We start from the raw sequence: 11,791 nt of genomic DNA, 5'->3' as shown, positions 1-11,791 counted from the left end.
GTTCGTCAAAGTTCGGCTTGTGTCTGTGCGAGACCGAACTCGAGCATGGCCGGCACGAAGCAATGGTTGAGTGTGTCGCGTCGCGAGAGTTTGGTCAGCACATAACGGCGGAAGGCGGTGAGGGTGCCCCAGTCGCCGACATCGGGCGGCAGCAGATCGGCCAGTTCGCACTGTTTGAGCAAGCCCGGGGGCAGGGCGTTGGTGTCTTGCCACGCGGTGGGCGCCGCGTCGATGCTGCGCTCGATCGGCTGGCCCAGATGTTGTTCTGCAATCTCATCCAGACGGGCTGCAAAATCCTCATCGCCGGGTACGCAGGAGGCCAGCGTCTCGCGCGCCTCGTACGGCAGCCGCTGCCAGTCGGCCAGTGACAAATGCTGGCCGCTGTGATCCAGATTGAAGCGGATCGCCATCGTGATGAACTTCAGGTCTTCGCAGGCTTCGATCTCGAAGACAAAGATCGGCAGACGCTGATAGAGATGCATGAGCGTAACTCCTCGTGAGGCAACATATCGTAGCCAAACGATTGTACTCGCGCGACACGTGTCATTGCGACTGCACGCACGATAGGGTGATGGCTGCGAAGTTACGGTGAGGGTTCTTGGGTAAATTCCGAAAGTGCTGTGCCAACGCGAGATCACGAGGCGGTCCGCGCGACGCCTGCGCGTGACGCTCGCGGTTAACGGCGGCTCGCAGCACGCGGTGTTGTCGGTGCCGTCAGCCGCCCGATGCGCGCCGGTAGCCACGCAAAGGCGCGTCGTCCTATACGGCGTCCACGGGGTGAAGACGGGATCGACGCTGTGAAAATTCCTAGAGCGGTGCCCCAATCACGAAACCCTCCGGTTTTCCTAAGGTAAGCGTTTGCTCGCAGGATTCGACAGGAGCCGACATGCCGACCAACGCCTCGCCGCTACCCTTCCCGTTTGTGCCCGTCGTGCCAGCTTCACGCTCGGCATCGCAGGCCTACGCCGCACTGACCCCAACGCCATCCGTGACTCCCCCCGCACCCACCGCACGCTCCACGCCCGATCTGCCGTCTGCGTCAGACACTTCAGACAACCCGCCTCGCCGAGCATCGCCAAAGCCCCGCGTTGCCCATCGAAGTGTCTCGTTCGGCGCGCGTCAGACGCCAGTCATGTCGCCTGACAGTGGGCTCGCCGACCTGCACATCGACGTCGTTCGCGCCGTGGCGTGCGCGGATGTGCCGTTGCTTGGCGCGATTGTCCGATGAGCGCGGTGCCCGTCGTGTCCAATTCATCCGAGGTGCCTCGTCCCGCGCCGGACGCCGAGAAGCAGCGTCCAGCGGTCTGGCTCATCGTGTCGCCGCACGCGGAATGGTCGTGTGCGGGCGACGTGGTCACCGTGGCGTCGCGTGAGGTGTCGTGCACGTTGCACGGCACCTCGCCCGACGTGCCCGCATGGCTGGAGCGCCTGCAACATGGCGTGCTGCTGGCGTCGGCACCCGCCCCGGGCACATGGCTCGCGACGCTCGTCGACGAGGAGCTTGCCAGCGTGTTGCCTGCCACCGATCCCGATATCGTGCCGGCGTTCGGGAAGATATGCGATGTGTGGATGCGCGGCATTTTCGCGTCGCCGTTCTGGGCGCGTTTTCTCGCAGGGGAGTCGAGCGAGATTCAGGTGCTTGCGTTTCTTGCCCAGATGTATCACCGGGCGGCCGGCGCCGACGTGCACAATCGCATCGCCGTCGAGCGTTGTACCGACCCCGTGTTGCGGCCGATTCTGCTGCGGCAGTACCGCGAGCAGCGCGGGCAGGCGACCATGCTCGCGGCCGGGTTGTTGCGGTGCGGTGCGGCGGCGCGCACGTTTCTCGATAGCGGGGCGTTCGATGCGACGCATGCACTGGTCGATTTCATTATCGAAGCGGCGGGCGATATGCCGGGCTATGTCGGGTGCTGCGCGTTGTGTCAGGCACCCGCCGCAGCGCGCGCCGTGAGCGAGATCGAAGCCCAGTTCGACGCGTTATCGCAACGCTATCCCTCGGCAGCCGACGGTTTCGCAGCGGTGTGCGCGCACGCACGCCACGATGCCAGCGTTTGCGGGGGGACGCCGTTGTTGTCGCTTTGGGTGCAGGAGGCGGGGCCGCCCGATGCGGCAGCGCGCCTGCGCATGTTGCGCGGCGCGTTCGGGGTGGCGGCGGCCTATCGCGCGATGTTCGACGCGTTGTACCGTCTCGACGAGGACCTCTGAGCCCTCACAAGATGCACCCGGATGGGGCGCACGCCTCGTATAATGGCGTCCCAACGGCGGGGGCGGTTGCGACTTCGCGCCGTCTGCCCCCTGACCATGACAACCCAACTCGCTTACCTCGCCGCGCTCGGTGCCGCCCTTTGCTGGGCTTGCAGCGGCATGATCGCCATCACGCCTGTTCGCCAGGCCGGTTCCTTCCCGTTCAACTACGCCCGCATGCTGCTCGTCTTCGCGATGCTGCTCTTCGCGCTGGCGGTGTTGCGTGGCTGGCCGTCGCTTACCGCTGAGCAGTGGCTGCGACTGTGCGCGTCGGGGCTCATCGGCATTCTGGTGGGCGACACCATTCTCTACACGTCGCTTGGCCGTCTCGGGCCGCGCCGTAACTCCATCATCTTCGCGACCAATGCGCCGATGACCGCCATGCTCGGTTACTTCTGGCTAGGCGAGGCGTTGGGTTGGCGAGCGATCGTCGGCGTTGCGCTGGTGACGGCCGGCGTGGCGCTGGCCATTGCGTTTGGCGGCCGGCGCGACGATGCGCATCACTGGGAATCGGTACGCGGCGATGTGCGTGTTGGCGTTTTGATCGGCCTGACGGCGGCGCTCTGTCATTCCATCGGCACGTTGATAGCCAAGCCCGTGATGGCGGCGGGTGTTGACCCGGTCGGAGCATCGGCGGTACGGGTGGGGGTGTCGGCGCTCGGGCTCACGATACTCGCCGCACGGCGCGGGCGCAGTATCTTCTCGGCATTCACGCCCGGCACGCTGGCGCTGACCGCGTTGTCCGGCTTCGTCGGTGTGGCCGTCGGCATGACACTGCTGCTCTATGGCATGGGCCACGGCAATACCGGCGTGATCGCCACGCTCTCGGCGACCACGCCGGTGATGGTGCTGCCGTTGCTATGGATCCGAACGCGTCAACGTCCGGCGGCTGGCGCGTGGGTCGGGGCGCTGATCGCGAGTGCGGGTGTGGCGATGATCTTCAATCGCTAAGGCGTGTTGACGCGGGGCGTTGAGCGACGTGGCTTAATCGTGTCAGCGCGTCAGCGCGTCAGCGTGTCAGCGCGTCAACGGCGAGCGCAGGCTTTCGGTGTTCTGCGAGGAGGTGTCGTCGGACAGACTCGCCAGCGCGGAGGCTGCGGTGGGCGACGTTTCGCTCGGTGCCGGACGCGGTGCCGACGGCGTGAGCAGGCGGCGCAGCCACGCCGCCAGCCGCTCGAACACACTCGGGTCGTCGTTGAAGATCTCGGGGCGCAGCACGCGCAGATATTCCAGAATTTGATCGGCCTCCTGACGACCGACCGAACCGTAGATCACGGCGAGATCGAGCAGGGCCTGCAATTCTCCGAGCTTCTCGCGCGCCTGCAACGGGCGCGCCGTTTCCACGCCGCGTTTGGCCTCGAATACGCGCTCGCGCAACACTGAAGCTGCGCGCCACGCGGGGGTCTGCAAGGTTGCTTCCAGCGTGCGCAAGTCTTGTGCCGACGTGACGATCTGTCCGGCCAGCGACTCTACGATGCGCTCTTCTCCCTTCGCTTCACGCACGATGCCTTCGGCCCAGCGGCTGGCCTGACGCGACATGTCCTCGCGCGTCCATTCCGGGCGCGAGACAAAGTAGAAACCATGCTGACGGGCCTGATTCAGGATGATCGAGACGACATCCGGAAACTGTTTGTCGAAGGTGCGCTTGGCCCACGCGTAGTGACCGCCTGCGAGCAGTTGCGCGACGGCGGCTTCAGTCAGCGGCACGGTGCTGTCGAGCAGGCGTGCGCGCAGAAAATCGTCGAACGGGGGCGGCGTGAAGTGACGATCGACGGCGGCAGAAATGCGCACGAACGCGTCGAAGTCCTTTTGCAGATCCGCGAGTGCGGTGTCGGACAGGGTGAGAGAGATACGGCTCATCGTGACAGGCTCCCGGCCACTGCGACGGCGCGATACCAGTCGTCACGCGAGCCTGTCATGGCCCGGCGAGCGTCTGCCTGAGTGCAGCGGGCCGGATGCGGCGTCGCCGGAGCCCGTGCCACGTGCATCCCCGTTGCGCGTGAAGTCATTGCAGCGATACGTGTAATCGGTGCGCCCGGGTCGTTGCCGTGCGCTATGAAGATGGCCATCAATTCACGTCGCAGTCTCGCGGCGTGCGTGGCCCCATATGGCGGCGATTCTAGCGTATTCGTCGCCAGCAAGTCACCGCGATTCATTAAACCGCTGTCGAATCCACAGTTTGCAGAGCGATTACTGTGGATCCCCTCAGGTTAACGGCACAAACGCAGCAGAACTTTAGGGCTGCTGCGTTTGTGCGTTACCTGCACAGTGTTGGGGCGCTCAGGCGTTCCCGGCTGGGCCCAGCAGATACACGGCGAAGCGCGAGCGCGCGTCGTGCCACACGCGCTCCACGTCCCAGCCTGCCGACGTGGCGAGGGCGCGGAATTCCGTGGGGCCGTATTTGTAAGAATTCTCAGTGTGGATGGATTCGCCGGCGGCGAATGTGATGCGCTGGCCGAGCACGTCGGCGTGGCAGGGGCGCTGGGCGACCAGATGCATCTCGATACGGCTCGCGGCGACATTGAACCGTGCTTCATGCCGGAAGGCGTCGAGCGGCAGGTTGCCGTCGAGTTCGCGGTTGATGCGCACGAGCAGGTTCAGGTCGAACTGCGCTGTCACACCGCGTGCATCGTCGTACGCGGGCAGGAGCACCGCCGGGTCTTTGCAGGCATCGACCCCGACGACCATGCGGCGGCGCGCTCCGAGCATCTTGCCCACATGCGCCAGAAACGCGGCGGCCTGACCCGGCGCGAAGTTGCCGATCGTCGAGCCGGGGAAGAAGCCCAGACGCGGACCCTGCGTGTCGTGCAATTGTGGAGGAAGCCGGAAAGGCCGCGTGAAGTCGGCACGCACCGGCAGCATCGGAATGCCCGGACAGCGGCGCGCTAATGCGGCGACGGCGTCGTCGAGAAAATCGTCGGCGATATCGACCGGCACATAGGCGCGTGGGGTGACGAGGGCGTCGAGCAGCAACGGCGTCTTGCGGCTGGAGCCGCTGCCGAATTCGACGACGACGGCGTCCGGACCGATCACATCGGCAATTGCGGCGGCACATTCACCGAGCAGCGCGGTTTCGGTGCGGGTCTGGTAGTACTCGTCGAGGCCGGTGATTTCCTCGAAGAGTTCGCAGCCGCGCCGATCGTAGAGCCAGACACTGGGCAGCGACTTGGGGGTATGGCCGAGACCGGTGAGCACGTCGGTGGCAAACGCGTTCTCGGGCAGTGACGGGCAAACAAATGCCGTGGCTTGGGTGGCATGCGACATCAGCGGTCCTCCGCGAGCCTCAGGCCGCAGAATTGCCAGCGCTGATGCGGGTAGAAGAAGTTGCGGTACGTCGCACGCGAGTGTCCTGCCGGGGTTGCCAGCGAGCCGCCACGCAGCACGAATTGTCCGCACATGAACTTGCCGTTGTATTCGCCGACGGCCCCCGCTGCCGTCCGGAATCCGGGATAAGCGACGTACGGGCTCGCGGTCCATTGCCAGACCGGGCCATAGAGCTGCTGCATCGGGGAGTTCTCGTGCGCGGCGTTTGCCGCGTGTGCCACGACTTCCCACTCATGTTCTGTGGGCAAACGCTTGCCGGCCCAGCGCGCAAACGCGTCGGCCTCGAAATAACTCACGTGTTGCACGGGCGCGTTGTCGTCGACCGGTTGCATGCCGGCGAGCGTCATCGCGTGCCATTCGCCGTTGCGCAATTCCCAGTAGAGCGGATGCCCCCAGCCGTCGCGCTGCACGGTGGCCCAGCCGTCCGAGAGCCAGAGGCCCGCGATGCGATAGCCGCCGTCTTCGATGAAATCGCGCCATTCGCCGTTGGTCACAACGCGCGAGGCGATGGCAAAGGGGCGTAACAGGTAGTCATGCGCGGGAGTTTCGCAATCGAACGCAAACGACTCGCCGCCGTGGCCGACGGTGTGCCGTCCGCCATCGTGTTCGATCCATTGCAACGGGAGGTTGCGATGCGGTTCACGATCGGCATCGCGAATGATTTCACGATGCGCGGGCCGCAGCGGATTCTGCGCGAACAGATGCAGCAAGTCGGTGTGCATCAGTTCCTGATGCTGCTCTTCGTGATGCAGGCCGAGCGTGATCAGATCGGAGATTTCGCGTGGCAGATCGGTATGCAGCAGCATCTCGTGCATGGCGCTGTCGACATGCTGCCGATAGCGCACGATCTCATCGAGCGTGGGGCGTGTGAGCAGTCCCCGTTGCGGACGCGGATGACGCGGACCGGCGGCTTCGTAATACGAGTTGAAGAGAAACGCGAAACGCGGGTCGTAGGGACGATAGCGCTTGCCCGAGAGCGCGCCGTGTTCTCCGAGCAGAAAGGTCTCGAAGAACCACGTCGTGTGCGCGAGATGCCACTTGATGGGACTCGCATCGGGCATCGACTGCACGGTGGCGTCGGCGTCTGACAGACCGGTGGCGAACGCGACCGATGCGGCACGCACGGCATCGAACCGGTCGGCGAGCGTATGGCCGGTCACTGCGCGGCCGGATGCACCCAATGCGCCATCGGGCCCATCGCGCGCGATGGGCGAGACAGTGGCGGAGGGGGAGGTGCCGGAGGGCGCCTCGGCTTGCGACGTACAACAAGGGACGGTCATGGGGACACACCGTGTTGTGAAACGTGCGCTCTATTGTAGACCTGTTGACGTCGCTCCGTATGACACTCGGGGAGGACATTGCCAGCGCGCGGGCGGCAAGCCGGTCCGCCTACATCGATGGCCTACATCAGCCACCCGGTCAGACCGAGCAGGCTGCCGCCGGCGATGAGCCAGAGCGGATTCCAGCGGGTGCGCAGGGTGATGACGATGGCGACGAGCGTGACCAGCGTACGAGCCAGATTGATGTCGATTTCACGGGCCAGAATGGCGCTGCTGGCGGCCAGCAGGCCAACGGTGATGGGCGCGAGTCCGGCGCGCACGGCCCGCACCCAAGGCGAGCGCTCGTGCCGGTCGACCCAGCCGCCGACCAGATACGCGAGTAACGAACTCGGCGCACATTTGGCCAGCGTGGCGGTGAGGGCGCCGGGCAGCCCGGCGGCTTGCAGGCCGATCAGCGTGACTGCCATGCCGTTCGGTCCGGGGGCGGCTTGTGCCAGAGAGAAGAAGGTGACGAATTGCGCGTCGGTGATCCAGTGGCGGGTCTCGACCGCGTAGCGATGGATGTCCGCGAGGGTGACGTTGGTGCCGCCGACCGCGAGCAGCGACCAGAGCGAACCGTGCAGAAAGAGATCGATGAGCGTGTGCATGGTGTGGTGCGCTCAGGCGGCATCCGGCGGCGGGCGCATGCGATCGGTGTCGCGCTGTCGTCGCAGGTGGTAGGCCATGAGGATGGCGCAAGGGCCCAGCACGCCGAGTACGGCCAGCAGGGGCAGGCCGAAGACGAAGCTGCCGACGAAGGTTGCGGCGGCGAAGGTCAGCGTGCTCCAGTGTCGTTCGAGCCCGGCGAGCAGCCGCAGGGCAGTGGCGATGACCAGCCCCGTGGCGGCGGGCATCAGTCCCGAGAGCAGATGCTGGACGACCTGCGTCTGCCCCCACTGCGCGTAGGCGACGCCGATGAGGATGATGACGATCGTCGGGCAGAAGTAGAGTCCGGCAACCGCGGAGGCCGCACCGCGTGGTCCTTGAAAGCGCCGGCCGAGAACGGTGGCGATATTGGCGACGTTCGGGCCGGGCAGCAGTTGGGCGAGCGGCAGGAGTTCGGCGAATTCGCGGTCGGTGAGCCATTGCTTCTGATCGACGACCATGCGGCGCGCCCACGGCAGCACGCCGCCGAAGCCCGTCGCGCCGACGCTACCGAACGCGACAGCAAGTTGCCAGCAGGAGGGGGGCGGCGAGACTTGCTCCCCGGCGGCGTTTTGGGCGCCCGCGACTGATGGCGCGGAGGGCGGGAAAGATACGTCGTGACGATCGGAATTATCTGAATCGGCAGGCATGACGACGAAGCGATAGAAAGGATAGGGAGTCTGGGAACGCGCACAAAAGTGATGCGCCGTTTCATTGGAGAACGGTAACGCGTGAGATGCTGCGCGTCTTGTTGGCCCGCTGTCAGCCGCTACGTCAGACCATTACGTCGGCGCATCAAGTGGGTCCGTTACCTGATGGGCCATGAATCTCGTGCTCCAGCCGGACGACTTCCTGAGCGACGAGTGCGATGGCGTTACGAATTTCCATCAACGCGGTGTAGAGCGCCTGTGCATTCTGAGGGGATTGCATGGCGACATCGCGGGCAGCGGATTCGATGGCGTCTAGCGACAGGGCGATGCGGTCGAGATTCTCCAGCATGGGATCGATCTCCGGTGGAGCGCGCACCGCGCGCATGCCGTCATGATACTCAACTGACGTAACGCGGTGGGGATGTTAGAATGCGCGACCCTGCCGGGGTGATGAAATTGGTAAACATAGCGGACTTAAAATCCGCCGCCTTCGGGCTTGCCGGTTCAAGTCCGGTCCCCGGTACCACACACCGTTCTTTGAGCGCACGCGCACGAAGAACCGGTCACGCCTTCCTTTCCGAATCCCGATCTCCTCCAATCGAGCCGATGACGTTCTTTGGCTGACGTCATTGCGCGCAAACGCATCGCCCGGTTGCGCCGTGCCAGTCCGTCAATCCAGCACCTACCTTTGGGGAATGAATGCAATCACTTTCTGTTCAGCGGTCCAAGCGCAAATATATTTTGCTGCTACTGGGTTGTCTCGGCTTCGTCATTGCCGGTGCTTTCATCATCCGGTCTGGCGGGACGCACCGGCATTCGGCGGCTTCGGCGGCGTTGATCGGTTGGTGTTCTATTGTCTTTTTTGGGGCAGGCATTCCGATTGCCTTGTGTCAACTCTTCGATGGACGCCCCCGTTTGCAGATTGACGGCAACGGCATTCTGGACCGAAGGCTTGGCGTGGGCCTGATTCCATGGCCGGAGATTAACGGCGCTTACCTCAAGGCCGTAGCGGGCAATGCCTTTATCTGCCTCGACGTCAAAGATCCGGAAAAATGGCGACAGAAAATGTCGAAAGCTCAGCGCATGCTGGTCGCGGGCAATGCAATGCTCGGCTACACCACGCTCGTGCTGAGCGTCAGCGACGTCCAAGAAGATCCCGAGACGATCCTCGATCTCATTCTCAAGAACCTGACGACGTGGCAAGACACGCGCAGTCAGTTCGTCGGCTGGACCGGCTGAACCTTCTGAAGCCGCCAGCGTAGCTTTCTTCAACGGTGCCATGAGATTGGAAGGTTAACTTGCAAGTTGACCTTCTGAGTTCTATGCTCCGTCCATGACTGTCCCCAACGAATCCGAAAGCGCTATCGCCGACCTGTTGCCGGTGATGGGCCAACTCATGCGCCGCCTGCGGGCGGTGACCAACACTCGTGAACTGAGCTGGTCGCAAGTGGCCGTCATGGCGCGCCTTGAAGAGGCGGGCCCGATGACGACCGCCGATCTCGCCCGTGCCGAAGCCGTGAAACCGCAGTCGATGGGCGGCACGTTGGCGGTCATGGAGGCGGAAGGGCTCGTCCGGCGGTATCCGCACCCGGACGATGGCCGTCAGATGCTCGTTTCGCTCACCGACGACGGCCGCGAGACGCGGCGCAAGGTGCGGCTCGCCAAACACGACTGGCTGATGCATGCCGTCGCTGATTTCACGCCGGCCGAACGCAAGACGCTCGTCTCTGCGGTCGACCTCATTCGCCGACTCGGCAACTCTTGAAACACATCAAACCCGCGATGCCACTCTCACAACTCGATTCCCGTCCCGGCCTGCCCGCGCTTGTCGTCATCGACATGCAGAAGGGCATCGTCAGACTGCCGACCGCTCACCCTGTCGCCGATATCACGGCCAACAACGTCGCGTTGTTGCGTGCCTTTCGCGCCAAAGGTCTGCCGGTGGTGCTGGTGAATGTTGCCGGTCTGCCGCCGGGCCGCACCGACGCCCCGAAGCACGCAGGACTTCCCGCCGATTGGGCCGAGCTCATTCCCGAGCTCGAACAGCAGCCGGATGATCACACGGTCACCAAGCGGCAATGGGGGGCGTTTTACGGCACGTCGCTCGACCAGTTTCTGCGCCGTCGCGGTGTCACGCAGGTGGTGCTCGCCGGTATTTCCACGAGCATTGGCGTGGAGTCCACCGCGCGCAATGCGCACGAGTTCGGCTACAACGTGGCGCTGGTGCTCGACGCGATGACCGACCTGAATCTCGTCTCTCACGAGCACAGCGTCGAGAAAATCTTCCCGCGCCTCGGCGAGACGACGACCACTGCCGAGGTGCTTAACGCACTAGCGCAGCGCGTCGATGGCTGAACCGTATTATTTGAACGTGTGCAGATAGGCCAGCAAGTCCGCGATCTTGCGCGGATTGCTGATGCCCCAGAAGCGCATCTTGGTCCCGGGCACCACTTTGCCCGGGTTCTCGATGAAGGCGGCGAGCGATTTGTCATCCCAGACGATGCCTGACTGTTTCATCGCGTTCGAATACTCAAAATCCTTCAGGCTGCCTGCGTGACGGCCCGCGATCGCGTTCAGTTGCGGGCCGAACCCCGAACTCGCCATCGGGCCCACCGAGTGGCACGACGAACAGCGCGACGTGAAGAGCGTTTTTCCCTCTGCAATATCGCCCGCAGCAAAGGCTGGTGAAGCGGCCGCCAGCATCAGGAGCAGCAGGGTGCGCGTGGCGGAAACAGGCAGGGGAAAACGGGTCATCGGCGAACGGGAGTTGAGAGGGTTACGCGACAGGCGTCGTGCGGGCAAGGCGTTAAGTTACCGCGTTCTAAATTTCGGGGCCAGCGATTCTGCCGCCTGGCGTTGCGACATCGTGTCGCGGTGCTGCCTAGCGCCACTCCCGCCACTCCCGCCATTCACGCAACTTGATCGCCACTCGCGCCCGGCCGCTGCCATTCGTCGCATCTCCATCGAGAAGTGTTTCGCAATCTCCGATGCTTCGGTCATCGCCGCCGCTGAGCGGTCATTTTCCGGAGAGTTGCGATGACGTTTCTGTCACATGTCCCGACGTGGGTCGGGGTTCTGTTTCTGGCGCTGGTGGCGCTGGGCCTGTCGGCGACACGCACCCAGAAAAAGCCCTTGTGGGCGGCACTGGCGATGCCCGTCGCCATGACGTTGTTTTCGGCGTATGGCGTCGCGAACACGTTTGGTGCGAGCACGCCGTCTTTGATCGCGTGGACCAGCGCGGTGGTGATCGTCGTGGTGATGCGTGCCGCGTTGGGTATCTGGGGAGACGTGCGCTGGCTGCCTGAGACACGCAGGGTGCTCGTGCCGGGAAGCTGGATGCCGTTGGTATGGATGCTCGCAATCTTCGCGATGAAATTTGCCGTGGCGGTGCAACTGGCCATACATCCGGCGCTGCACGAACAAGGCAGTTTTGCCGCGTGGATCAGCCTTGCCTACGGCGCATTCACCGGCGTATTCCTCGGCAGAGGATTGGCGGTTCGCCGTGCGATTCGGCTGGCCGATAGCAAGGCGGTGACGTTGGTGTCTTAAAAAAATAGGACATCTCGCATTTGCGTCTTGTCCCATATCGATCACCGGATGTTTCACCTA

The 11,791-nt window shown here is 64.0% G+C and carries 14 protein-coding genes and 1 tRNA gene; 7 read left to right on the top strand and 8 right to left on the bottom strand.

The genetic code is table 11. The annotated features are described in order from the left end of the window. Positions 1–5 precede the first annotated feature (5 nt). Positions 6–482 carry a nitrate reductase associated protein gene (locus AT302_RS22375; protein ID WP_058375905.1) on the bottom strand — a complete coding sequence of 159 codons (477 nt, stop codon included), beginning with the start codon at positions 480–482 and terminating at the stop codon, positions 6–8. A gap of 760 nt (positions 483–1,242) precedes the next feature. On the opposite strand from AT302_RS22375, the gene AT302_RS22370 reads away from it, so the two are divergent. Next, complete coding sequence (locus AT302_RS22370; RefSeq protein WP_157125851.1) at positions 1,243–2,205, top strand: hypothetical protein; 963 nt, start codon at positions 1,243–1,245, stop codon at positions 2,203–2,205. 96 nt (positions 2,206–2,301) lie between these two features. Beyond that, entirely contained in the window at positions 2,302–3,195 is an 894-nt protein-coding gene (locus tag AT302_RS22365; RefSeq protein WP_058375903.1) for a DMT family transporter, read from the top strand. Between the two features lie 66 nt (positions 3,196–3,261). Here AT302_RS22365 and AT302_RS22360 read toward each other — a convergent pair whose 3' ends face one another. From AT302_RS22360 to AT302_RS22335, 6 genes are all read right to left on the bottom strand, one after another. Further along, the gene (locus AT302_RS22360; RefSeq protein WP_058375902.1) at positions 3,262–4,104 is read right to left on the bottom strand and encodes a DUF4088 family protein; all 843 of its coding nucleotides are present in this window, start codon (positions 4,102–4,104) and stop codon (positions 3,262–3,264) included. 420 nt (positions 4,105–4,524) lie between these two features. Further along, positions 4,525–5,508 carry an L-histidine N(alpha)-methyltransferase gene (gene egtD, locus AT302_RS22355; protein ID WP_058375901.1) on the bottom strand — a complete coding sequence of 328 codons (984 nt, stop codon included), beginning with the start codon at positions 5,506–5,508 and terminating at the stop codon, positions 4,525–4,527. Then, entirely contained in the window at positions 5,508–6,848 is a 1,341-nt protein-coding gene (gene egtB, locus AT302_RS22350) for an ergothioneine biosynthesis protein EgtB (RefSeq protein WP_084656396.1), read from the bottom strand. Before egtB ends, egtD begins: the two co-directional genes overlap by 1 nt. A 122-nt stretch (positions 6,849–6,970) precedes the next feature. Beyond that, on the bottom strand, positions 6,971–7,495 hold the full coding sequence (locus AT302_RS22345) for a chromate transporter (RefSeq protein WP_058375900.1): 525 nt from the start codon (positions 7,493–7,495) through the stop codon (positions 6,971–6,973). A gap of 12 nt (positions 7,496–7,507) precedes the next feature. Beyond that, on the bottom strand, positions 7,508–8,182 hold the full coding sequence (locus tag AT302_RS22340; protein WP_084656395.1) for a chromate transporter: 675 nt from the start codon (positions 8,180–8,182) through the stop codon (positions 7,508–7,510). Between the two features lie 145 nt (positions 8,183–8,327). Then, on the bottom strand, positions 8,328–8,531 hold the full coding sequence (locus AT302_RS22335) for a hypothetical protein (RefSeq protein WP_058375899.1): 204 nt from the start codon (positions 8,529–8,531) through the stop codon (positions 8,328–8,330). Positions 8,532–8,623: 92 nt separating this feature from the next. Here AT302_RS22335 and AT302_RS22330 point away from each other — a divergent pair. The 4 genes from AT302_RS22330 (at position 8,624) to AT302_RS22315 (ending at position 10,537) form a co-directional block, all read left to right on the top strand. Then, positions 8,624–8,708, top strand: a tRNA-Leu gene (locus AT302_RS22330). A gap of 173 nt (positions 8,709–8,881) precedes the next feature. Next, positions 8,882–9,421, top strand: coding sequence for an STM3941 family protein (locus AT302_RS22325; protein ID WP_058375898.1), 540 nt, complete (start codon positions 8,882–8,884; stop codon positions 9,419–9,421). 94 nt (positions 9,422–9,515) lie between these two features. Further along, complete coding sequence (locus tag AT302_RS22320) at positions 9,516–9,947, top strand: MarR family winged helix-turn-helix transcriptional regulator (protein ID WP_058375897.1); 432 nt, start codon at positions 9,516–9,518, stop codon at positions 9,945–9,947. 17 nt (positions 9,948–9,964) lie between these two features. Further along, positions 9,965–10,537: an isochorismatase family protein gene (locus AT302_RS22315; protein WP_058375896.1), complete on the top strand. Its 573-nt coding sequence runs from the start codon at positions 9,965–9,967 to the stop codon at positions 10,535–10,537. A gap of 6 nt (positions 10,538–10,543) precedes the next feature. Here AT302_RS22315 and AT302_RS22310 read toward each other — a convergent pair whose 3' ends face one another. Next, the gene (locus AT302_RS22310; protein WP_084656394.1) at positions 10,544–10,936 is read right to left on the bottom strand and encodes a c-type cytochrome; all 393 of its coding nucleotides are present in this window, start codon (positions 10,934–10,936) and stop codon (positions 10,544–10,546) included. Positions 10,937–11,218: 282 nt separating this feature from the next. Here AT302_RS22310 and AT302_RS22305 point away from each other — a divergent pair, with 282 nt between their 5' ends. Further along, complete coding sequence (locus AT302_RS22305; protein WP_058375895.1) at positions 11,219–11,731, top strand: DUF6622 family protein; 513 nt, start codon at positions 11,219–11,221, stop codon at positions 11,729–11,731. Positions 11,732–11,791: the final 60 nt, after the last annotated feature.

It is taken from the genome of Pandoraea norimbergensis (genome assembly GCF_001465545.3).
In the GTDB taxonomy this organism is placed as follows: Bacteria; Pseudomonadota; Gammaproteobacteria; order Burkholderiales; family Burkholderiaceae; genus Pandoraea; species Pandoraea norimbergensis.
The sequence above is the reverse complement of the archived record's forward strand: the minus strand, read 5'-3'. Positions and strand labels throughout refer to the sequence as shown.